Raw genomic sequence first — 21,867 nt, 5'->3', positions numbered from 1 at the left:
AGCCGGCCATGAATGCTCCCTCCTGGAATCTGCGCGACCGCCAGCGCCGCGAGCGGCTCTCGCGGGCGGCCGAACTCACCGGCGTACAGGGCCGGCGCGTGGCGACCGACGCCATCGTGCCGCTGCTGGAGGCCGTGCTGCAGCCCGGCGACCGTGTCTGCCTGGAAGGCAATAACCAGAAGCAGGCCGACTTCCTCGCCCAGTCGCTCACGCAGGTGGACCCGCAGCGCGTGCGCGACCTGCACATGGTGCAGTCGGTGCTGGCCCTGCCCGAGCACCTGGACGTGTTCGAGAGCGGCATCGCCAAGCGGCTCGACTTCAGCTTCTCCGGCCCGCAGGGCGCGCGCCTGGCCAAGCTGGTCAGCAGCGGTGGCATCGAGATCGGCGCCATCCACACCTACCTGGAGCTGTTCGCGCGCTACTTCGTCGACCTGACGCCCAAGGTTGCCCTCGTGGCCGCGCATGCCGCGGACGCGCAAGGCAACCTCTACACCGGCCCCAATACTGAAGACACGCCGGCCATCGTCGAGGCCACGGCCTTCTCGGGTGGCATCGTCATCGCCCAGGTCAACGAGATCGTGGACGTGCTGCCGCGCATCGACATCCCGGCCGACTGGGTGGACTTCGTCGTGCAGGCGCCGCGCCCCAACCTCGTCGAGCCGCTCTTCACCCGCGACCCGGCGCAGATCAGTGAGATCCAGGTGCTGATGGCCATGATGGCCATCAAGGGCATCTATGCCGAGTACGGCGTGCAGCGCCTGAACCACGGCATCGGCTTCGACACCGCGGCCATCGAGCTGCTGCTGCCCACCTATGCCGAGTCGCTGGGGCTGAAGGGCAAGATCTGCAAGCACTGGGCGCTGAACCCGCACCCTGCTCTCATTCCTGCCATCGAGGCCGGCTGGGTGGAGTCCATCCACTCCTTCGGTTCCGAGCTGGGCATGGAGGACTACATCCGCGCCCGCTCCGACGTCTTCTTCACCGGCGCCGACGGCAGCTTGCGCAGCAACCGCGCCTTCTGCCAGGCCGCCGGTCATTACGCCTGCGACCTCTTCATCGGCTCGACGCTGCAGATCGACTTGCAGGGCAACAGCTCCACCGCGACGCTGGGCCGCATCACCGGCTTTGGCGGCGCTCCCAATATGGGCGCCGACGCGCGCGGCCGCCGCCACGCCAGCCCCGCCTGGCTCAAGGCCGGCGCCGAGGCCCGTGCGGGAAGGCAAGGTGCCGCCGGCACGCCTCGCGGCCAGAAGCTGGTGGTGCAGATGGTCGAGACCTTCCGCGAGCACATGCAGCCCGCCTTCGTCGAAAGCCTGGACGCGTGGACGCTGCAGGAACAAGCCGGCATGGCCCTGCCGCCGATCATGATCTACGGCGACGACGTCAGCCACATCCTGACCGAGGAAGGCATCGCCAACCTGCTGCTGTGCCGCAGCGATGAGGAGCGCGAGCAGGCCATCCGCGGCGTGGCCGGCTACACGGCGGTGGGGCTGGCGCGGGATGCGCGCATGGTGGAGAACCTGCGCGATCGTGGCGTCGTCAAGCGACCTGCCGACCTCGGCATCGACCCGCGCGACGCCACACGCAACCTGCTCGCCGCGCGCAGCATGCGCGACCTCGTGCGCGCCTCGGGCGGCCTGTACAGCCCGCCCAAGCGCTTTCGCAACTGGTGAGGATTTGATGACCACCCCTGGCCTCGAAACCCTGGACTACGCCTTCACCGGCACGCGGCCTGCTGGTGCCTTCGCGCCAGTGCTGGTCGGCGTCGTCGGCTCCGGCAACCTCGAAGTGCTGCTGGAGCCTGCGCCCGGCAGCGATTGCCGCGTCCACATCGAAACCTCGGCGCGTGGCTTCGGCACCATCTGGTCGGCAGTCGTCAGCGACTTCCACCAGCGCCACCAGCTCGCAGGCGTGCTGCTGTCCATCCACGACATGGGCGCCACGCCCGCCGTCGTCAGCCTGCGGCTGGACCAGGCCGCGCAGGAGCTGCAGCCGTGATCACCTCCTACGCTGAATGCTCGGCGCGCGAGCGCCTGGCCGGGGTTGTTGATACTGGCAGCTTCCACGAGTGGCTGCCGCCCGCGATGCGGCTGACCAGCCCCCACCTGGCGCAGCTTGGCGTGCCCTCCTCTTTCGACGACGGCGTGGCCATTGGCCGCGCAACGCTGGCTGGTCAGGAGATCTTCGTCGCCGCGCAGGAAGGCCAGTTCATGGGCGGCGGCGTCGGCGAAGTGCATGGCGCCAAGCTCGTCGGCCTGCTGAAGCGCGCGCTGCGCGACCAGCCACGGGCCGTGCTGCTGCTCGCCGAGTCGGGTGGCGTGCGCCTGCACGAAGCCAACGCCGGGCTCATCGCTGTCTCCGAGGTGATGCGCGCGCTGCTTGATGTGCGCGCGGCAGGCATCCCGGTCATCGTGCTGATCGGCGGCGCCAATGGCTGCTTCGGCGGCATGGGCATCGTCGCGCGCTGCGCCGACCACATCGTCATGAGCGACCTGGGCCGCTTGGCCATGTCCGGCCCCGAGGTCATCGAGGCCTCGCATGGCGTCGAGGAGTTCGACTCACGCGACCGCGCGCTGGTGTGGCGCACCACGGGCGGCAAGCACCGCTGGCTGACTAGCGACTGCGACGTGCTGGTGGAAGACGACGTGGCCGAGTTCCGCGCGGCAGCCATTGCGGCGCTGGATTCGGGGCGGCCGGTCACGCTGGAACTGCTGGAAGCCGAGCACGCGCGGCTGAGTGCGCGGCTCACTTTCGACGGCTCCGAAGCCATTGCGTTGTGGGCTTCGCTCGGCGTGCAGAGCGCCTCCCACGTGCCCGACCTCGACGTGGCCGGTGTGCTGGCCCTGGGAGCCCGCTGATGGACTGGCAGACGCTTGCAACCCAACTCTTCGGCGCCGATCACGGCATCACGCGCGACGGTGATTTCCTGCGCGGCGAGGTCGAGTTCGACGGCGAGCCCATCGCCGTCATCGGCACCACCAACCACGCACCCATCGGCGTGCAGCTCGCGCTGACCCAGGCCCGCGCAGTGCTGGACACGATGGCCCAGCACCCCGGCCGCGCCATCCTGCTGCTGATCGACACCCAAGGCCAGCAGCTGCGCCGCCGCGACGAGCTGCTGGGCATCAACCGCGCGATGGCCCATCTGGGCATGACGATCGACCTCGCCCGCCGGCGCGGCCACCGCGTGCTGGGCCTCGTCTACGACCAAGCCTTGTCCGGCGGCTTCATCACCTCGGGCCTCATCGCCGACGCCTGCGACGCACTGCCCGAGGCCGAGATCCGCGTCATGCGCCTGCCGGCCATGGCGCGCGTGACCAAGCTGCCCGAGGCGCTGCTGGCGCAACTGTCCGAATCCAATCCGGTGTTCGCGCCCGGCGTGGACAACTACGTCGCCATGGGCGGCGTGCGGCGGCTCTGGCAAGGCGACTTGACCCAGGCGCTGCGCGAGGCCCTGGCGGATGCGCCGACCGATGACCGGCGTGCTGAAGATGGCGCCGCGCGCGGCGGGCGGCAGATGGCCGCAGCGGTCGCGCAGCGGGTGCTCGACGCCGCCTGAACCATGGCCGCGCTACATCGCCACCAGATCGCCTGGCTGTCGGCCGTGGGCTGGCAGGGCCTGCTCGGCGGCAGTTGGGACGCCGAAGCCCTCGACTGCCTGGGTCACTGGGCTGCGCGAGGCCTGCCCCTCGTCGTCACGCGCCAACGCGACGACGACGGCATTGCGTTGGGCCTGTGCGCGCCGCGCCGCTGGGGCCATCGACGCATTGCGCTGCGCGTCGAGCGCACCGAGGTGCTGTACTTCGACGAGTTCCCGCGCCTGGACCAGGTCCTCACCCAACTGCCTCAGAGCACCCGCGCACCCGCCCGCCAGCTGGCCCTGGCCCTGCAGGCCTGCGGCGCAACGGCCCGCGTCTACGGCAGCCATGGCTGGCAACACATCACCGGACTGCAGCACGTGCGCGAGGGCTCGGATCTCGACGTGTGGGTAGGAGTCGGCAGCAAGGAACAGGCCGATGCCGCGGCCGCCGCATTGAACGCCTTCGCCTCGCCCTCCCGGCGGATCGATGGCGAACTCGTCTTCGACGGCAACGCCGCCGTTGCCTGGCGTGAGTGGCTCGCCTGGCGCAGCGGTGGCCCGCAGGCTCTGTTGGTGAAACGGCTCAACGGCGCTTCGATGGAGGCGCTGGCATGAGGCCACATCGCGCGCTGGCGCCCAGCGCCCCCACGCCCCAGCAGATCGGCCGCGCCGCCACGCTCGCGCTCTATGACGAGCTCGCGCTGTCACCCAAGCCCGGCCTCGTCACGCTGACCGACCGCGGCAGCCATGCCGACATGGACGCCCACAGCTTCATGCGCAGCCTGTTCGCGCTGCGCAGCTACTTTGTTCGCATCGCCGAACTGGGGGCCGCTGGCGCGCCCTTCGAGGCGCTGGAGCGCTGCGGCATCGCGGCCGAAGCCCGCATGCTGGCCGCCACGGGCGGCATCAACACGCACCGCGGCGCGATCTTCATGCTGGGCTTGCTGTGCGCTGCAGCGGGCGCGCTGGGCCAACAACCCACTCCTGCCCTGATCAGGCAGACGCTGCTGACGCGCTGGGGCGAGACGCTGGCCGCTCGCGCGCAGCGCCCTCCCACGCTGCCCGGCGGGCTGGCTGCGCAGCGCTTTCAACTGCGCAGCGCTTCGACCGAAGCCGCTCTGGGCTTTCCGACGCTGTTCGAGACGGCCGAGCCAGCCTTGCGTTCGGCCCGGGCGCGCGGCCTTTCGGCGGCCGCGGCCCGGCTCGACACCTTGTTCGCCGTCATGGCCGTGCTGGACGACAGCAACCTCGCCCACCGCGGCGGCCTCGAGGGGTTGCGCTTCGCGCAGGCCACCGCGCGAGACTTCCTCGCCACGGGTGGTGCATCCCAGGGCCTCGAAACGGTCCAAACGATCAGCGCCGAGTTCGTGCGCCAGCGCCTGTCCCCCGGTGGCGCGGCCGACACACTCGCCGCCGCCTGCTGGCTGGAACGCCTGAGCTGAATGGGCCTGGCGCTGCTCTTCCCCGGGCAGGGCGCACAGCACCCGCAGATGCTGCCCTGGCTGGACGCACAGCCCGCTGCCAGGCCGGCGCTGGATGCCCTGGCCCGGCACCTGGGGCCGGGCTGGCGTGATCGCCTGGGTGACTCGGCCTGGCTGCATGCCAATCCAGTGGCCCAGCCGCTGCTGACGGGTGTTGGCATCGCGGCTTGGCAGGCGCTGGCGGCGCGCTTGCCGCCACCCGTGGTGGTGGCGGGCTACAGCGTCGGCGAGCTGGCCGCATTCGCGGCGGCGGGTGTGTTTGACGCCTCAACCGCCCTCGATCTCGCGGCTGTTCGCGCGCAGGCCATGAGTGACAGCGTGGCCGGCCAGGACACGGGGCTGCTTGCTGTTCAGGGCCTGAACGCGCTGCGCCTGGCCCAAGCCTCCGCAGCCTCGTTGGCGATTGCGATCCGCATCAGCGCGGAGCGCGTCATCGTCGGCGGCGTTGCGGCCGAACTCGACGCCAACGCAGCCCGCTGGTCCGCCGCTGGCCTGCGCTGCACGCGCCTGCCCATTGGCATCGCCTCGCACACGCCGGCCATGGCGGCTGCGGCGACGGTATTCGCACGGCACCTGGCGACGGTCAGTCTCCAGGCGCCACGCACCGCCGTGGTCTGCAACTTCACCGGTGCTGCCAGCAGAGTCCCCCCCGCGCTGGCGGCCGCACTTGCCGGCCAGATTGCCAGCACTGTGCGATGGGACGACTGCATGGACAGCATTGCCGAACGCGGCGTTCGCTGCGTGCTGGAAATCGGCCCCGGTGCCGCATTGGCCTCCATGTGGCGCGAGCGGCACCCCGACATCCCGGCGCGGTCGATCGACGAGTTCCAGGCGCCGGACGGCGTGCTGGGCTGGCTGGGCCGGCAACTCAGCTGAGCTGTAGGTGTTTTCTCTGGTATGACCACATTGGGTATAAATGAGAAACTGGTAATACCGCAATGAGCTCTGGCTCAGACGTCACCAGGCAACTCAAATCCCACGGGCGTCTCGCCCGGTCCGCTAACAACACGCAGGAGACCATCGTGCATCGATTCAAGTACGTCATCAGCGCAGCACTGCTCGCTGTTTCGCAAGTGGCCGCCGCGGATACCGCCGAAGCGAGCATCAGCAACATCAACTTCAGCACTTCCCAGGGATGGGCCCAGGTGTTCAAGGGAGTCACTTGGCTGCCGCTGCCATCGGGCGCATCGGTTGCGCTGGCGGATCCAAGTTTCAGCGACACCGCCAGCGGCTGGCAGGGAGATGTGATCGGTGCATCGGTTGCCTCTGCTGGCTCCATCGCGGAAGCCAAGTTGACTGCGACAACCGCCACCGACAACTCCCGCAGCTTGAACGGCGTGTCCGCTTCGGCGAAGGTCAACGTCACCGGAGGACAGTCCGGTTGGGCCAACGCGAAGGTTTTTGATGGTTTGTTCCAGGCCAGCGAAAATGCAACCGTCACCGTGACCGTCGCCTTGAGCAGCCTGCAGGTCAGTGGCCCTCACGGGCAGGCGAATGTCTACATCGACTTTTGCAGTTGGGCGGAAACCTGCGCTCCCGGCAACTACACGGAAGCCTTCATCGACTCGTCCTTCCCGAACTACACCGGCCCGACGCTTTTGAGCGCCACCTGGACGAATCCGGGAGAGGCGGGCTTTTTCAGAATGGCCATCGGTTTGGCGGTGTCTGCCGACTCCGTGACCGCCGTTCCGGAACCGGCGACCATGGCCCTCTGGCTGGCCGGCCTGGCAGGTGTAGGCGCACGTCTTCGCCGCCGCAAAGATTAGTTGGCTCGTCTCCGAGTCGGCCAGGCACACGTTGACCTGGTTTGGTCGCGCGATCTCCAACGGGATCGCGCGACGCATTTTTTCCTTTGACAAATCAAGCGCCTGGCTCGGACAGCCGCAGCAGCGCTTGCCTTGAATCAGCAGTTCGATCGACGGGAAACCAAGTTATGTCACGCGCGCCGCGCATTCTTCATTGGCTCAGCCTCATGCTCTTCGCGGCGCTCGCGCTCGCGGCTACTGCTGTCCAGGCCGCCGGCCGCGAACGCCTGTCACTCGACAGCGGCTGGCTTTTCCATCGCGGCGACGTCTCAATGCCCGTGGTCAAGGGTCACGGCATGAGCTATCACAACGGCAAGGCCAACGGCGCCTGGGGTGCGGCTGCCGCAGACTTCGATGATTCCGGCTGGCGGCGCCTGGACCTGCCGCATGACTGGGCCGTCGAGAACCCGTTCGACCGCAACGAGAACGCGTCTCAGGGCTATCGCCAGCGCGGCATCGGCTGGTACCGGCGCTATCTGCCGCTGCCCGAATCCGACCGCGGCCGCCACATCGAGCTGCAGTTCGACGCGGTCGCCACGCACAGCACGGTCTGGGTCAACGGCATCGTCGTCGACCGCAACTGGTCGGGTTACAACGGCCGCAGCATCGACATCACGCCCTATGTCCGTTACGGCGCCGACGCCAACACCATCGCCGTGCGCGTGGACGCCGACGCACAGGAAGGCTGGTGGTACGAAGGCGCCGGCATCTACCGCCACACCTGGCTGGTCAAGCGCGACGCGCTGCACATCGCCACCGACGGCCTGCATGCCAACCCGGTCCAGCGCAACGGTCGCTGGAGCCTTCCGGTCGAAGTGACGTTGCAAAGCAGCGCCAAGGCCGAGCGCAGCGGCACCATCGACGTGGTCGTGATCGATCCGTCGGGCCGCGAAGTGGCCAAGGGCAGCGCCCGAGCGCGGGTTGCCGCGCTCGAATCGGCCGTCGCCCACATCAAGCTCGACGTGCGCGAGCCCAAGCTGTGGTCGCTTGCGCAGCCCCACGTCTACCGTGTGCGCGCGACGCTGCGCGACGGCGCGAACGAACTCGACCGCACCGAAACGCAGACCGGCTTCCGGTCCATCCGCTTCGACGCGGACCGCGGCTTCTTCCTCAACGACCAATCGGTCAAGCTGCAGGGCGTCTGCGTCCACCAGGATCACGCTGGTGTCGGTGTTGCCGTGCCCGAAGCCATCTGGGAGTTCCGGCTGCGTCGCCTCAAGGAGATGGGTACCAACGCGATCCGCTTCTCGCACAACGCGCCGGCGGCCGAGGTGCTGGACATCGCCGACCGCCTGGGCCTGCTCGTCATGGACGAGAACCGCCACTTCAACCCCTCGCCCGACTACCTGAAGCAGCTGACGTGGATGGTGCGGCGCGACCGCAATCATCCGAGCGTGATCCTGTGGTCCATCTTCAACGAGGAGCCTCTGCAGAGCACCGAGCCCGGCTATGAGATGGCGCGCCGCATGGTTTCCGAGATCAAGAAGCTTGACCCGACGCGGCCAGTGACGGGCGCCATGCACGGCGGCCTGTTCACCGACCTGAACGCCGCGGATGCGCTCGACGTCGTCGGCGTGAACTACCAGATCGGCGCCTACGACCCGTATCACAAGAAGCACCCGAAGCGCCCGATGACGAGCACCGAGGACACCGCGGCCTACATGACGCGTGGCGAGTTCGCCAGCGACCGCGCCGGCCAGGTGTTCGGCAGCTACGACGACGAGCCCTCGTCCTGGGGCAACACGCACCGCCAGGCCTGGCGCGCCATCGGCGAGCGGCCCTTCATCGCCGGCAGCTTCATCTGGACGGGCATCGACTACCGCGGCGAACCCACGCCGTATGAGTGGCCCAGCGTCGGCTCCTTCTTCGGCGCGATGGACCTGGCCGGGTTCGCCAAGACGGCGTTCTGGATCCACCAGGCCCAGTGGGTCAAGGATCGCCCGGTCGTCAAGTTGGTGCCCCACTGGAACTGGACCGGGCGCGAAGGCCAGGCCGTGCACGTGATGGTCGCCAGCAACGCGCCGCGCGTGCGCCTGCTGCTCAACGGCACGGCCGTCGGCGAGCAGGATGTCGACCCCTATGAAATGGCGCACTTCAAGGTGGCCTATGCGCCGGGACGCATCGAGGCCGTGGCCCTGCGAGACGGCAAGGAGATCGCACGCGATGCGGTCGAGACCAGCGGAGCGCCCACCCGCCTCGTGCTGACGCCGGACCGCAAGGCGCTGATCGGCGACGGGCTGGATGCCATGCCGGTGACGGTCAGCGTCGTCGACGCCCAAGGGCGACCAGTGCCGACGACGAACGCCCACGTGCGCTTCGAGATCGATGGCCAGGCCCGCATCATTGGCGTCGGCAACGGCGACCCGAACTCCCACGAGCCCGACAAGGCCAGCGAGCGCAGCTTGTTCAACGGCCTGGCGCAGCTCATCGTACAGGGCCGGCGCGACGGCCGCGGTGAGCTGAAGTTGCGTGCCTTCGCCGAGGGCCTGCAGGCCGCCGAAGTCGTGCTGGCACTGCAGCCCGCCCCAGCGCCGCCGAGCGTGCCGACCGCCGAGCCGACGACGCCGCTGCTGGGCTGGCGCGTCTCGCCGGCCTACGCCACCCGGCCCGACCCCAACGTCGTGCTGGCCGAGACCGACATGAACTCCTGGGGTTGGGACGAGCCGCCGATGCGCCATGACGCTGGGGCGAAATCCTTCCGTCTGTACCGCAGCAGCGTGTCGGTGCGTGCGGATCGCAACGACGGCCGCGCGCAACTGGGCTTCGGCAGCATTGCCGGCAAGGCCGAGGTCTGGGTGGACGGCGTCAAGCTGGGCGAGAAGAACACCGTCGAGCCCGCACAATTTGCCGTGACCCTGCCCCAGGGCGGGCCGCGCCGCCAGGTGACCGTGCTGGTCGAAGCAGCGCCGGGCCAGCCCTCGGGCCTGTGGGGTCGCGTGGTGCTCGAGCCAGGGGTACGCTGAACCGGCGCCGCCCGCTCACCCTCGGGCATTTCCGATGGCCGCGTTCCGGGCGGGCGTGGCGTCGCCGACAACATCGAACGGGAATTCCTGCCTTGAACGTGAACCTTCGCGCGCCGCTGGCGCTCTGCCTGGCCTGCGTCCTGAGTCTTGCCGGCTGTAGCACGCCGTCGCACAGCCCCATCGCGCAGCCGCAACAGTCCGCTGAGATCGACACCCAGGCCATACAGCTGAACCAGGTGGGCTATCTGCCCGAGAGCGCGAAATGGGCAGTGCTGCGCGATGTGCCCGTGAGCAGCTTTGCGCTGGTCGACGCAGTGACTGGACAAGAAGTCTGGCGCGGCCCGCTGCGCAGCGCGCAACGCTGGGAGGCGGCGCAGGAGGCACTGCGCCTGGCCGACTTCTCTGCCTGGCGTCAGCCCGGCCGATACCGGCTGAAGGTTGCAGGGCTTGCGCCTTCAGCTCCTTTCGTCATCGCGGCAGACGCCTATGTGTCGCTGAATGCCGCCGCGCTCAAGTTCTTCTACTACAACCGCGCCAGCATCGCGCTCGACCCTGTCCACGCGGGTGTCTGGGCGAGGCCCGCAGGTCATCCGGACGACCGCGTGCTTGTTCATGCGTCAGCCGCTGGCCCTGGCCGGCCTGAGGGCACCGTCTTCTCAGCGCCAAAGGGTTGGTATGACGCTGGCGACTACAACAAGTACATCGTCAACTCCGGCATCACCGTCTACACGCTGCTGGCGGCCTATGAACATTTCCCGGCCTTCTTCGATGCGCAGCGCCTGACCATCCCCGAGAGCGGCAACGGCCTGCCGGACGTTCTCGATGAAGCACTGTGGAACCTGGAGTGGATGCTGTCCATGCAGGACCCGGTCGATGGCGGCGTCTATCACAAGCTCACCGACAAAGGCTTTGACGGCATCGTGATGCCCCATGAGGCCCGGCACGACCGCTATGTCGTGATGAAGGCGACGGCGGCCACACTCGACTTCGCCGCCGTCATGGCACAGGCCAGCCGCGTATTCGCTGCGTTCGAGGCGCAGCGCCCGGGGTTGTCGGCACGCATGATGACCGCCTCCAAGCGTGCCTGGGACTGGGCCAAAGCGCATCCCGACGTCATCTACCGCCAGCCGGCCGACATCCACACCGGCGGTTATGACGACAACCAACTGGCTGACGAACTTGCCTGGGCCGCCGCAGAGCTCTACATCAGCACACGCGAGGACGGCTATTGGCACGCGCTCAAGCAAGCCGTGCCGCGCATCGAGATTCCGGGCTGGAGCAGCGTCGGGGCGCTGGCATGGGTAAGCCTCGCCCAGCATCGCGACCGATTGACCCCGGTAGCGGACCGCAGGCTCATCGAGGGCCAGATCCGGTCCTTGGCCACCGCGCTCGCCGAGCGTTGGGATCGATCGCCCTATCGCCTGGCCATGCAGACCGAGGACTTCATCTGGGGCAGCAATGCCGTGGCCCTGAACCAGGCCTTGATGCTCATTCAGGGATACCGCCTCGGCAGTGACCGCCGCATGCTCGATGCCGCACAGTCGGCACTTGACTTTGTTCTCGGGCGGCACCCCAGCGGATATGCCATGGTGACCGGCTTCGGAACGCGCTCGCCGCTGCATCCGCACCACCGTCCGTCCGGCGCGATGCCGCAACAGCCGCCGGTACCCGGCATGATCGTCGGCGGCCCGAACCCCGGCTCGGGCGACGATTGCCCCGGCGCCTATCCTTCCAAGGTGCCGGCCAAGGCCTACCTCGACGCCTTGTGCAGCTACACCACCAACGAGATCGCGATCAACTGGAACGCACCGCTGGTGTACGTATCAGCGGCCGTTCAGACGCTGACTCCCAAGCCATGAGTCACAAGCCGCGCATCGCACAAACGACAAACCCGGCTCAAGGCCGGGTCTGACGATTCGGATTGGTGGGCGGTGCAGGGTTCGAGCCTGCGACCCCTGCCGTGTGAAGGATGGGGTTTTTGATCTCATCACGAGTTCACCGAGCCCTGCTCATTTGCCTCGTCGCCGAAGTTCTCGCCAGCTTCAACGCCTGAACTCGTCGGCGGCAATGCCGAACTTGCGCAGCTTGTCGTACAGCGTCTGCCGGGCGATGCCGAGGGCCGCGGCGGTGGCTGGTTGGTCGCCCTTATGGCGCCGCAGTTCCTCGAGGATCACGGTGCGCTCGAAATGCTCGACCTGCTGCGGCAGTCCGTGCGCCAGCAGGCCGCCCTGCTCATCGACGCCACGGGCCTGGGTCAGTCGGGTGCCCAGCAGTCCCAGCACGAAACGGTCCGCCACGTTGCGCAGCTCGCGCACGTTGCCGGGCCAGGCGTAGGCCATCAGGTCAGCGAGCTGATCGCTGCTCAGCAGCGGTGCCGCACGCCCGTGGCGGCTGGCCGCCAGCAGGGTGAAATGCTCAAACAGCAGAGGGATGTCTTCACGCCGTTCGCGCAAGGGCGGCAGTTCGATGAAGGCGACGCCGATCCGGTAGTACAGGTCGGCCCTGAACTTCTGCTGCTCACTCAGGCGGACGAGGTCATCCTTGCTTGCGGCGACCACGCGGCAGTCGAAGGGGATGGCCTTGTTGGAGCCGATGCGCTCGATGCTGCGCTCCTGCAGCGCCCGCAGCAGCTTGATCTGCACGGCCATCGGCATGCTTTCAATCTCGTCGAGGAAGAGCGTGCCGCCGTGCGCATACTCGAACTTGCCCACCCGCACGCGGTTCGCGCTGGTGAAGGCGCCAGCCTCATGGCCGAACAGCTCACTCTCGGCCAGCGCCTCGGGCAGGCCGCCGCAGTTCAAGGGCACGAAATGATGGCGCCGGCGCTCGCTGTGGTCGTGCAGGCAGCGCGCGACGAGTTCCTTGCCGGTGCCGGTTTCGCCGTAGATCAGCACGTCAGCGGATGTTTCCGCCAAAGCCATGACCGTGCGGCGGACCTGCTGCATCTGGGTCGAACGGCCAATCAGCACCGACTGGATGCCATGCCAGTTTTCCAGCGCATCGTGCAGCGCCCGCACCTGCAGGCTCAGCTGGCGCTGCTCCACCGCATGGCGAACGATGGCGATCAGCCGCTCGGAGTTGAAAGGCTTTTCGATGAAGTCGTAGGCGCCTTCGCGCATGGCCTTCACCGCCATCGCGATATGGCCATGGCCGGTCACGAGGATCACCGGCAGCTCGGGGTCGATGCGGCGGATATCTGGCAGCCAGTCGGTGCCGCTCAAGCCGGGCAGGCGCACGTCGCAGACCACGATGACCGGCGCGTCAAAGCTGACCTGGCTGCGCGCTCGCTCTGCGCTGGCGAAGACCTCGACGTCGAAGCCGGCCAGGTTGAGCGCCTGGGCGGTGCTCATGCGGACGTCGTCGTCGTCCTCGACGAGCAAGACTCGAATCGCTGGGGCGGCGGTGGCTGTGTTCATTCCTGTGGCTGGGCGGTAGGCATGTCGAGTGTGAAACACGCGCCGCCATCGGCGCGGTTGTGGGCCTGGAGCGTGCCGCCGACGGACCGCGCCAACTCGGCCGAAATGACCAGGCCCAACCCCAGGCCGGCGCCGGCGGGCTTGCTGGTCACGAAGGGCTCGAACAGGCGCGGCAGGATGTCGGCACGGATGCCTGGGCCGGTGTCGGCGACGGTGAGGATCACGCGTTCCTCCTGCAGCCGGGCGTGCACCCGCAGCAGGCGCCGGGGCGCGCCCCGCATTGCATCGATGGCATTGCGCATCAAGTTGCTGAGCAGGCTGCCCATCGCGGCCTCGTCGGCCAGCACTTCCAGCCCGGGCGGCTGCACATCGGCCTCGAAGTGGATGTCTAGCGCCTGCAACTCGGCGCCAAGGCCGGCCTGCGCATCGGCAATACAGCGCGCCAGCGGCAGCATGGTGCGCGGCAGATCACTCTTGTAGGCGAAAGTCTTGAGCTGCGTGGTCAGTCGCGCCAGGCGGTCCACCATGCCGGTGATGCGTTGCAGATTGCCGCGCACGTCGTCCGGGCGGCCCTGGTCCAGCAACACGCAGGCGCTGTCCGACAGCGTGCGCAGCGCCGTCAGCGGCTGGTTCAGCTCATGCGCCATGCCGGCCGACATCTGGCCCAGCGCCACCATCTTGCCGGCGTGGACCAGCTCGCTCTGCGCGGCCCGCAGCTGTGCCGTGCGCGCCACCACGGTCGACTCCAGGCTGTCATGCGCCGCTTGCAGCGCGGCCTGGCTGGCCAGCTTGTGGCGCACGGCGCGGCGGCGCTGCCACAGCGTCACGGCCACCAGCAGGAGCACGGCCACGCCCAAGCTGGCGGTGATGGCGGCGTAGCGCGCGGCGGCATGCAGCGGCGCCAGATCATCAAGCGCCACCAGGCGCCAATGGCTGCGCTGAAGTGGGCGCGTCGACGCCAGATGCGCCATGCCGTCGAGCGCCACGAGCCGCGTGTCATTCGAGGGCGCCTGCAGCGGCACCCAGTCCAAGGGCTGCATCGCAGCAGAGCCATAAGGCCGCGAGCGCTGCACCTCGGCGCGCTGACCGGCGTCCAGCGGCGCCAGCGGGCGGTAGCGGAGGTCGTCTCGGGTGGACAGGATCACGACGCCGCGCTCGTCGATCAGCAGCACTTCACCAGGCAACTGGCGCCAGGCCTTCACCGCTTGCTCGATGTTGACCTTGACGGCCACCACGCCGTGCACCTCCGTACCGCTGCGCAGCGCGTACGACATGTAGTAGCCGGGCTTGCCGCTGGTGATGCCAACGCCGTAGAAGCGGCCCCGGCCGTGCTGGATCGCCTCGCCGACATAGGGCCGGAACGACAGGTCCTGTCCGATGGTGGTGCCCGGCTGATCCCAGTCCGAGGCCGCCAGCGAGACGCCGCTCGCATCAAGCACGTAGAGCATCTCCGCGCCCGTCGTCGCCATGACGCCGTTCAGGTAGCGATTTGCGGCTTCCCGGTGCGCCGCCTTTGACGGGCTCTCCAGCAGCGCCGGCACCACCGGGTTGGTCTCAAGCAGGGCGGGCAGATAGTCGAAGCGCGCCAGGTCGGCTTCGAGCCCGGTGGCGAACATGTCCAGCCGATGCGCTGTCGCCTCGCTCAGCCGCGACAGGCCGGTCCGCAGCGCCATCTCGTGGCCTGCATAGGCAGCAGCCGCGACCAGCAAAAGTGCGGCGCCCCAGCGCGGCAGGCCGCGCCAGCGGCGCCTGGCGGCGGTGTCGGAGCGCAGGACCGGATCGCGTGGAGTCATCTGCCGTGTATCGCACAAGGCCGGGTTCCACGCATCAGCAGCAGCACGATGCTGGCTCATGCGTAGGTCAATTCACCCGCCTTGCCACGGAACACGCGGTAGGAGAACACGGTGTAGCCAATGATGGCCGGCACCGAGATGCACACGCCAACCAGGATCACCTTCAGCGCCTCGGGGCTGCTGGCCGCCTGCCAGAGCGTCAGCTGATCCAGCACCACATAGGGGTAGATGCTGTAGGCCAGGCCCAGGAAGCCGAGCACGAACACCAGCACCAGCAGTGCGAACGGCAGCCAGCACAGCGGCCCGCGCACCTGGGGCGTCCTCAGCAGCGCCAGCACGGCCAGCAGGCTGACGCCGGTCATCATCGGGATGGCCAGCAGCGCAATGATCTCGGGCAGCGCGAACCAGCGCTCGCGAACGGTGGGGCTGACCCAGGGCGTGGCCATCGAGATCAGCACCAGCCCGCCAACCATGGGCGCCCAGGCAATGCGGGCCCAGGCCACCGCGCGCACCTGCAGCTCCCCCTCGGTCTTCATGATCAGCCAGGCCGCGCCCATCAACACATAGGCCATGGGCAACGCGATAGCGATGGCCCCGGCGAACAGCGGGTAGTTCCAGCCCTCGCCAAACCCGCTGACATAGCGGCCCAGCATCCAGCCCTGGGCCACCGAAGCCAGCGTCGAGCCGGCGAAGAACAGGCGGTCCCAGGTGCGCTTGTGCGTGTCCTTGGCCTTGACGCGAAAGTCGAAGGCCACGCCGCGCAGGGTCAGGCCTACCAGCATCAGCGTGACCGGCAGGTAGAGCTCGCCCAGCACCAGGCCGTGGGCCTTGGGGAAGGCGATGAGCAAGATGCCCACGCCCAGCACCAGCCAGGTTTCGTTCGCGTCCCAGAAGGGGCCGATGGACGCCACCATGACGTCCTTCTCGGCGTCGGTGGCGCGATGCATCAACATGCCGACGCCGAGGTCGTAGCCGTCGCTGATCACGTAGATCAGCATGGACAGGCCCATCAGCACCATGAAGACGATGGGCAAGGCGGCGTCGAAGCTCATCCAGGTCATGCGGTACCGCCCTTCACGACGGGTGAGGTGATGGCGCCGGCCGGCGTCACCGCTTGCTCGGCCGCGTCCATCGCCAGCACTTCCTCGGGCTTCTCGGCCATGTACTTCAGCACCGTGACGTAGGCAAGGATCAGCGCCAGGTAGAGCGCGACGTAGAGCACCAGCGTCGCCCCGACCATTGCCGACGGCACCTTGGACACCACGTCTGCCGTGCGCACCAGGCCGTAGACGATGAAGGGCTGGCGGCCGATCTCGGTGACATACCAGCCGGCCAGCGTCGCCACCCAGCCGGAGAAGGTCATGCCGGCAAACAGCCACAGCAGGGCGCGCGGCAACGCCCTCGCTTGCCAGCCGACCCGCCGGCCCAGCCACCAGCCCAGCCAGCTCGTCGCCAGCATCAGCATGCCCACGCCCACCATGACGCGAAAGGCGAAGAACAGCGGCAGCGGCGGCGGGTGGGCATCACCGAAGCTGTTCAGGCCCTTGATCTCGCCGTCGAGGTCGTGGGTGAGGATCAGGCTGGCCACGCGGGGCAGGGCGATCTCGAAGTGGTTGCTGCGCGTGGCCGCGTCGGGAATGGCGAACAGCAGCAGCGGCACGCCACGCTCTGTCTCCCAGACACCTTCCATCGCGGCGATCTTGGCCGGCTGGTGATGCAGGGTGTTCAGGCCATGCATGTCGCCGACGAAGATCTGCACTGGCACCAGCAGCGCGGCCAGCGTGATGCCGACGCGCAGCACCCGCGGCGCCGAGCGCTGCGCCACGCCGCGCAGCAGTTGCCAGGCGGACAGGCCAGTCAGCAGGAAGGCGCAGGTCAGCGCCGAGGCCAGCACCATGTGGCTGAAGCGATAGGGGAAGGAGGGGTTGAAGATGACCTCCACCCAGCTCTTCACGTGATACGCGCCGTCGCGGATCTCGTAGCCGGTTGGCGTCTGCATCCAGGAGTTCAGCGCCAGGATCCAGAACGCCGACAAGGTGGTGCCAAAGGCGACGAAGAAGGTCGCCATCAGATGCACCTTCTCGCTCACCTTGCCGTGGCCGAACAGCATGATGCCGAGGAAGCCAGCCTCCAGGAAGAACGCCGTCAGGACCTCGTAGCCCAGCAGCGGGCCGGCGATATTGCCGACCTTCTCCATGAAGCCGGGCCAGTTGGTGCCGAACTGGAAGCTCATCGTGATGCCGCTGACCACGCCCAGCGCAAAGGTCAGCGCGAACACCTTGGTCCAGAAGCGGTAGGCGTCCAACCAGCCGCGGGCCAGCCCGGCATCGCGGTCGTGCCGCGTCCTCAGCCATTGCCAGCGGAAGAACAGCAACAGCCAGCCCATGCCGATGCTGATCGTGGGGAAGAGGATATGGAAGCTGATGTTGGCCGCGAACTGCATGCGGGCCAGCATCAGCGCATCCATCGTTGCTCCCCTCTTTCAGCGGGTCAGGACTTGCGCGACCGGGTCGGCGCCGGCGCCGGGGCCGAGCCGCCCTGCTGCAGCGCATCGGACATGCCGATCAACACGCCGCTGACCAGCGTCGTGTAGCTGTCCAGCATGGCCTGCGACGCTTTCAGGCCCAATGCCCGGCCGTCGCGCAATCCCTGCTGCGCCTGGTCCATCAGCTGCTCGAGCGTCGCACTGGCCTGCGCGCCCGTGCCGGTGGCCTTGCCCTGCATGCCCTTGAGCACATTCGCCCACGGCCCTTCGGGGATGGCAGCAGCGCCTGCACCCGCCGATGCCTTGCGCACGGCAGAGAACAGCGCGTCCTCCATCTTGTCGATGTCGGCCAGCGCCTTCTTGACCTGGGTCTCGCCGAGGCTGACGCCCTGGTCCACCATCTGCTGCAAGGCCTTGCGGTTGGCCTGCACGGCCTGCTCGAGCGCGGCGTCCATGCCGGCGAAGGCCTTGCCGAGCAGGCCCTCAACAGCGGCCGGATCGAGCGGGCTGCTGGCCGCACCAGTGGACGCCGCCTTGGCCACCGTGTTGAGCACCTGCTTGATGTTGGCCAGGCTCAGCTCGCGGCCCTGCAAGGCCTTCAAGGTGCCTTCGTAGACAGCCTTGCGCAAGGCATCGCCCTGCTTGGCCGTCGCTTGCGAGAACTGGTTGATCAGCGCGTCCTGATCGATGCCGTGTTTGATCATGGTGTCGCCCTCATTGCATGTGTTGACCGCCATTGATGGCGATATTGGCCCCGGTGACGAAGGCCGCCTCCTCGGAGGCCAGGTAGATGATCAGGCCGGCCACCTCCTCGGGCTTGCCCAGGCGCCCGACCGGGATGTGCGGCAGGATCTTGCTGTCCAACACCTCCTTCGGAATCGCCGTGACCATCTTGGTTCCGATGTAGCCGGGTGAGATGGTGTTGACGGTGACGCCTTTCTTGGCCACCTCCAGCGCCAGCGCCTTGGTGAAGCCGTGCACGCCGGCCTTGGCGGCCGAGTAGTTGGTCTGGCCGAACGCACCCTTGGAGCCATTGACCGACGACACGTTGATGACGCGGCCCCAGCCCCGCTCGGCCATGCTGTCGACCACCTGCTTGCTCATGTTGAACAGGCTGTCGAGGTTGGTGCGCAGCACGGCGTCCCAGTTCACCTTGTCCATCTTCTTGAAGGTCATGTCGCGCGTGATGCCGGCGTTGTTGACCAGCACGTCGATGGCGCCCAGCTTGGCCTGCACGGCGGCCACCGCGTCACCGCAGGAGTCGTAGTCCGCCACGTCGCAGGGCACGGCCAGGATGTCGTAGCCGCGCTCCTTCATCTGCGCCAGCCATTCGGCATGCGTCTTGTTGCCCGGTGAATAGGTCACCGCCACCTTGTAGCCGGCCTCGACCATCTTGACGGAAATCGTCTCGCCCAGGCCGCCCATGCCGCCGGTGACGAGCACCACATGTTGTTGAGTCATCGTTTGTCTCCAGTGTGTTGTTGAGGAAGTGACTTCACGCGAGTTCTACCGCCAGCGCAACCCCCATGCCGCCGCCGATGCACAGCGAGGCCAGGCCCTTGGCCGCGCCGCGGCGACGCATCTCATGCAGCAGCGTCACGAGGATGCGGCAACCCGACGCGCCGATGGGGTGGCCGATGGCGATGGCGCCGCCGTTGACGTTGATCTTGCTGGTGTCCCAGCCCATCTCCTGGTTGACCGCGCTGGCCTGGGCGGCGAAGGCCTCGTTGATCTCCATCAGGTCCAGGTCCTGCGCGTTCCAGCCGGCCTTTTGCAGGCACAGGCGCGAGGCCGGCACCGGCCCCATGCCCATGATGGTCGGGTCCAGCCCGGCGCTGGCATAGCCGCGGATCACGGCAAGAGGCTTCAGGCCCAGCGCGGCGGCCCGCGCAGCCGACATCACCAGCACGGCGGCGGCGCCGTCGTTCAGGCCGGAGGCGTTGCCGGCCGTCACCGAGCCGGCCTTGTCGAAGGCCGGGCGCAGCCCGGCCAGGGCTTCGGCGTTGGTCTTGCGGTTGACGAACTCGTCGGCCGCAAACACTACTGCATCGCCCTTCTTCTGCGCAATGCTGAAGGGCAGGATCTCGTCCACGAAGCGCCCCGCCTCCTGGGCCGCCGCAGCCTTCTGCTGCGAGGCCAGGGCCAGGGCGTCCTGCATCTCGCGGCTGATGCCGTACTTTTTGGCCACGTTCTCGGCCGTCGTGCCCATGTGGTACTGGTTGTAGACGTCCCAGAGGCCGTCCACGATCATCGTGTCGACCAGCTTCCAGTCGCCCATGCGCTGGCCGTCGCGCGAACCGGGCAGCACATGCGGGGCGGCGCTCATGTTCTCCTGGCCGCCGGCAATGACGATCTCAGCGTCGCCGCACTTGATGGCCTGCGCCGCCAGCATCACCGCCTTCAGCCCCGAGCCACAGACCTTGTTGATCGTCATGCCCGGCACCGAGACCGGCAGGCCGGCCTTGATGACCGTCTGGCGCGCCGGGTTCTGCCCCGAACCGGCGGTGAGCACCTGGCCCAGGATGACTTCGGACACCGCGTCGCCCGGCACGCCGGCCTTTTCCAGCAAGCCCTTGACGACATGCGCGCCCAGGTCCGGCGCTGCGGTCTTGGCGAGGGTGCCGCCGAATTTGCCCACCGCTGTTCGCTGTGCGGCCACGATCACGATATCGGTCATGTCTGTCTCCTTGGGGTTGAATAGATCTGCTTGAATCACTCGGCACGCGCCTTCACATAGCGCCCTGGTGCCGCTTCGATGACGGGGAAGGCGGCGTTGCCCGGCTTTCGCGGTGGGGCAATCCGCTCGCCTGCATGGCTGGCCAGCCAGTCGCTCCAGGCGGGCCACCAGCTGCCCTCGACCTGCTCGGCCGCGTCCAGCCAGGCCGACGCCGTGGCCGCCACCTCGCCAGTCCAGTGGTGGCGCTTGCGCTTGGCCGGCGGGTTGATGACACCGGCGATATGGCCGCTGGCGCCCAGCACGAAGCGCGTCTCGCCGCCCAGCAGCCCGGTGCTGGCGTAGGCGGTCTGCCAAGGCACGATGTGGTCCTCTTTCGAGGCGTAGATGAAGGCCGGCGCAGCGATGGACGACAGGTCGACGGGCACACCGCACTGCACCGTGCCGCCGGGCTCGCGCAGGCGGTTCTCGAGATAGGTCTGGCGCAAGTACCAGCAATACATCGGGCCCGGCAGGTTGGTGTCGTCGCCGTTCCAGAACAGCAGGTCGAAGGCTGGCGGCGCCTGGCCCTTGAGGTAGCTGTTCACCACATACGGCCAGATCAGGTCGTTGGCCCGCAGCGCCGCAAACACCTGCGCCAGCTCGCGCCCGTGCAGCAGGCCGCCCTGGCCGATTTCCGCCTCGCGTTTGGCCACCATGGCTTCGTCGACCATCAGGCCCAACTCGCCCGTGTCGCTGAAGTCGAGCATCGTCGTCAGCAGCGTCACGCTGGCGGCCGGTTGCTCGCCGCGCTGCGCCGCCACCGCCAGCGCGCTGGCCAGCAGGGTGCCACCGACGCAGAAGCCCAGCGTGTTGACTTGGGTCACGCGGCTGATGCGCTGCGCCACCGACAGCGCCTGCAACACGCCCTGCTCGATGTAGTCGTCCCAGCTGAGGCCGCCCTGCTCGGCGCCGACATTGCGCCAGGAGACCAGGAACACCGTGTGGGCTTGCGCCACCGCGTAGGCCACCAGCGAGTTGCTCTCTCCCAGGTCGAGGATGTAGAACTTGTTGATGCAGGGCGGCACGATCAGCAGCGGGCGCCGGTAGACGTGCGACGTGGTGGGCGCGTACTGGATCAGCTGGATCAACTCGTTCTCGTAGACGACGCTGCCCGGTGTCGTGGCCAGATCGCGGCCTACCTCGAAGGCCTGGTCGTCCGACATCGAGATGCGGCCCTTGCCCATGTCGGCCAGGAACAGCCGGGCACCCTCCACCAGGCTGGCGCCGCCACTGTCCAGCGCACCCTGCAGCGCCTCGGGGTTGGTGGCCAGGAAGTTGGCCGGGCTCATCGCGTCCAACACCTGGCGCAGCGCAAAGCCCCATTGCGCCTTGCTGCGCTCGTCCAGCGGCGCGGCGTCCAGCGCCTTGCCCACCGAGCGGGTGAATTGCAGATAGCTCTGTGCCAGCGGTGCGAAGCGCGGGTCCTTCTGCCAGGCTTCGGCGCCAAAGCGGCGGTCGACGGCAGTATCGGGAGCAAAGGCGGCAGCCCAGAACGCACCCATTTGGGCCACGTTCTGCTGCCAGGTCTGGATCACTGATGCCGCTGCGGGCCAGAGGGTGGCTTGCGTGCGCAGCAGATCGTCCAGCCATTGGCCGGCATCGGGCTTGGGTGCGGGGGTGTTCATGAA

General features: G+C 68.1%; 18 protein-coding genes. 10 read left to right on the top strand and 8 right to left on the bottom strand.

Annotated features, from left to right (window positions below):
* Positions 1 to 8 precede the first annotated feature (8 nt).
* From mdcA to ASC91_RS21070, 10 genes are all read left to right on the top strand, one after another.
* Positions 9 to 1,673, top strand: a complete 1,665-nt coding sequence (gene mdcA, locus ASC91_RS21115) for a malonate decarboxylase subunit alpha (RefSeq protein WP_056201528.1) — start codon at positions 9 to 11, stop codon at positions 1,671 to 1,673.
* 7 nt (positions 1,674 to 1,680) lie between these two features.
* Entirely contained in the window at positions 1,681 to 1,998 is a 318-nt protein-coding gene (gene mdcC / locus ASC91_RS21110; protein WP_056201526.1) for a malonate decarboxylase acyl carrier protein, read from the top strand.
* Complete coding sequence (locus ASC91_RS21105; protein ID WP_056202439.1) at positions 1,998 to 2,858, top strand: biotin-independent malonate decarboxylase subunit beta; 861 nt, start codon at positions 1,998 to 2,000, stop codon at positions 2,856 to 2,858. Before mdcC ends, ASC91_RS21105 begins: the two co-directional genes overlap by 1 nt.
* The gene (locus tag ASC91_RS21100; RefSeq protein WP_056201524.1) at positions 2,858 to 3,559 is read left to right on the top strand and encodes a biotin-independent malonate decarboxylase subunit gamma; all 702 of its coding nucleotides are present in this window, start codon (positions 2,858 to 2,860) and stop codon (positions 3,557 to 3,559) included. The genes ASC91_RS21105 and ASC91_RS21100 overlap by 1 nt, the downstream gene beginning before the upstream one ends.
* Before the next feature lie 3 nt (positions 3,560 to 3,562).
* Positions 3,563 to 4,195 (top strand): malonate decarboxylase holo-[acyl-carrier-protein] synthase, encoded by a 633-nt coding sequence (mdcG, locus tag ASC91_RS21095; protein ID WP_056201521.1) that lies wholly within the window; start codon positions 3,563 to 3,565, stop codon positions 4,193 to 4,195.
* Positions 4,192 to 5,022 (top strand): triphosphoribosyl-dephospho-CoA synthase MdcB, encoded by an 831-nt coding sequence (mdcB, locus tag ASC91_RS21090; RefSeq protein WP_056201517.1) that lies wholly within the window; start codon positions 4,192 to 4,194, stop codon positions 5,020 to 5,022. Before mdcG ends, mdcB begins: the two co-directional genes overlap by 4 nt.
* Positions 5,023 to 5,937, top strand: coding sequence for an ACP S-malonyltransferase (locus tag ASC91_RS21085; RefSeq protein ID WP_056201515.1), 915 nt, complete (start codon positions 5,023 to 5,025; stop codon positions 5,935 to 5,937).
* A 146-nt stretch (positions 5,938 to 6,083) separates the two neighbouring features.
* Positions 6,084 to 6,827 carry a PEP-CTERM sorting domain-containing protein gene (locus tag ASC91_RS21080; protein ID WP_056201512.1) on the top strand — a complete coding sequence of 248 codons (744 nt, stop codon included), beginning with the start codon at positions 6,084 to 6,086 and terminating at the stop codon, positions 6,825 to 6,827.
* A gap of 206 nt (positions 6,828 to 7,033) precedes the next feature.
* Positions 7,034 to 9,829: a beta-galactosidase GalA gene (gene galA / locus ASC91_RS21075; protein ID WP_157281908.1), complete on the top strand. Its 2,796-nt coding sequence runs from the start codon at positions 7,034 to 7,036 to the stop codon at positions 9,827 to 9,829.
* Positions 9,830 to 9,927: 98 nt separating this feature from the next.
* The gene (locus ASC91_RS21070) at positions 9,928 to 11,688 is read left to right on the top strand and encodes a glycoside hydrolase family 9 protein (RefSeq protein WP_082532934.1); all 1,761 of its coding nucleotides are present in this window, start codon (positions 9,928 to 9,930) and stop codon (positions 11,686 to 11,688) included.
* 183 nt (positions 11,689 to 11,871) lie between these two features.
* Here the strand turns inward: ASC91_RS21070 and ASC91_RS21065 are convergent, their stop codons facing one another.
* Genes ASC91_RS21065 through phaC form a run of 8 tightly spaced genes read right to left on the bottom strand, consistent with a single transcriptional unit; the run spans position 11,872 to position 21,864 of the window.
* Positions 11,872 to 13,245, bottom strand: coding sequence for a sigma-54 dependent transcriptional regulator (locus ASC91_RS21065; RefSeq protein WP_056201505.1), 1,374 nt, complete (start codon positions 13,243 to 13,245; stop codon positions 11,872 to 11,874).
* Positions 13,242 to 15,038, bottom strand: coding sequence for an ATP-binding protein (locus tag ASC91_RS21060; protein WP_056201504.1), 1,797 nt, complete (start codon positions 15,036 to 15,038; stop codon positions 13,242 to 13,244). The genes ASC91_RS21065 and ASC91_RS21060 overlap by 4 nt, the downstream gene beginning before the upstream one ends.
* 56 nt (positions 15,039 to 15,094) lie before the next feature.
* On the bottom strand, positions 15,095 to 16,090 hold the full coding sequence (locus ASC91_RS21055; protein ID WP_200955320.1) for a cytochrome d ubiquinol oxidase subunit II: 996 nt from the start codon (positions 16,088 to 16,090) through the stop codon (positions 15,095 to 15,097).
* 5 nt (positions 16,091 to 16,095) lie between these two features.
* Complete coding sequence (locus ASC91_RS21050) at positions 16,096 to 17,505, bottom strand: cytochrome ubiquinol oxidase subunit I (RefSeq protein WP_056201497.1); 1,410 nt, start codon at positions 17,503 to 17,505, stop codon at positions 16,096 to 16,098.
* A 23-nt stretch (positions 17,506 to 17,528) separates the two neighbouring features.
* Positions 17,529 to 18,227, bottom strand: a complete 699-nt coding sequence (locus ASC91_RS21045) for a DUF6781 family protein (RefSeq protein ID WP_056202434.1) — start codon at positions 18,225 to 18,227, stop codon at positions 17,529 to 17,531.
* Between the two features lie 10 nt (positions 18,228 to 18,237).
* Positions 18,238 to 18,984 carry an acetoacetyl-CoA reductase gene (gene phbB, locus ASC91_RS21040; RefSeq protein ID WP_056201489.1) on the bottom strand — a complete coding sequence of 249 codons (747 nt, stop codon included), beginning with the start codon at positions 18,982 to 18,984 and terminating at the stop codon, positions 18,238 to 18,240.
* A 34-nt stretch (positions 18,985 to 19,018) separates the two neighbouring features.
* Positions 19,019 to 20,200, bottom strand: coding sequence for an acetyl-CoA C-acetyltransferase (locus tag ASC91_RS21035; RefSeq protein ID WP_056201486.1), 1,182 nt, complete (start codon positions 20,198 to 20,200; stop codon positions 19,019 to 19,021).
* A 35-nt stretch (positions 20,201 to 20,235) separates the two neighbouring features.
* Positions 20,236 to 21,864, bottom strand: a complete 1,629-nt coding sequence (gene phaC, locus ASC91_RS21030; RefSeq protein WP_056201484.1) for a class I poly(R)-hydroxyalkanoic acid synthase — start codon at positions 21,862 to 21,864, stop codon at positions 20,236 to 20,238.
* Positions 21,865 to 21,867: the final 3 nt, after the last annotated feature.

It is taken from the genome of Pelomonas sp. Root1237 (assembly GCF_001425055.1).
Taxonomy (GTDB): Bacteria; Pseudomonadota; Gammaproteobacteria; order Burkholderiales; family Burkholderiaceae_C; genus Pelomonas.
This window is presented reverse-complemented; position numbering and strand designations above follow the sequence as displayed.

Excerpts from the sequence above, each read along its gene's own strand:
- mdcA (WP_056201528.1), top strand. The coding sequence starts at position 9 with ATGAATGCTCCCTCCTGGAATCTGCGCGACCGCCAGCGCCGCGAGCGG.
- mdcC (WP_056201526.1), top strand. The coding sequence starts at position 1,681 with ATGACCACCCCTGGCCTCGAAACCCTGGACTACGCCTTCACCGGCACG.
- ASC91_RS21100 (WP_056201524.1), top strand. The coding sequence starts at position 2,858 with ATGGACTGGCAGACGCTTGCAACCCAACTCTTCGGCGCCGATCACGGC.
- mdcG (WP_056201521.1), top strand. The coding sequence starts at position 3,563 with ATGGCCGCGCTACATCGCCACCAGATCGCCTGGCTGTCGGCCGTGGGC.
- mdcB (WP_056201517.1), top strand. The coding sequence starts at position 4,192 with ATGAGGCCACATCGCGCGCTGGCGCCCAGCGCCCCCACGCCCCAGCAG.
- ASC91_RS21085 (WP_056201515.1), top strand. The coding sequence starts at position 5,023 with ATGGGCCTGGCGCTGCTCTTCCCCGGGCAGGGCGCACAGCACCCGCAG.
- galA (WP_157281908.1), top strand. The coding sequence starts at position 7,034 with ATGCTCTTCGCGGCGCTCGCGCTCGCGGCTACTGCTGTCCAGGCCGCC.
- ASC91_RS21065 (WP_056201505.1), bottom strand. The coding sequence starts at position 13,245 with ATGAACACAGCCACCGCCGCCCCAGCGATTCGAGTCTTGCTCGTCGAG.
- ASC91_RS21060 (WP_056201504.1), bottom strand. The coding sequence starts at position 15,038 with ATGACTCCACGCGATCCGGTCCTGCGCTCCGACACCGCCGCCAGGCGC.
- ASC91_RS21055 (WP_200955320.1), bottom strand. The coding sequence starts at position 16,090 with ATGAGCTTCGACGCCGCCTTGCCCATCGTCTTCATGGTGCTGATGGGC.
- ASC91_RS21050 (WP_056201497.1), bottom strand. The coding sequence starts at position 17,505 with ATGGATGCGCTGATGCTGGCCCGCATGCAGTTCGCGGCCAACATCAGC.
- ASC91_RS21045 (WP_056202434.1), bottom strand. The coding sequence starts at position 18,227 with ATGATCAAACACGGCATCGATCAGGACGCGCTGATCAACCAGTTCTCG.
- phbB (WP_056201489.1), bottom strand. The coding sequence starts at position 18,984 with ATGACTCAACAACATGTGGTGCTCGTCACCGGCGGCATGGGCGGCCTG.
- ASC91_RS21035 (WP_056201486.1), bottom strand. The coding sequence starts at position 20,200 with ATGACCGATATCGTGATCGTGGCCGCACAGCGAACAGCGGTGGGCAAA.
- phaC (WP_056201484.1), bottom strand. The coding sequence starts at position 21,864 with ATGAACACCCCCGCACCCAAGCCCGATGCCGGCCAATGGCTGGACGAT.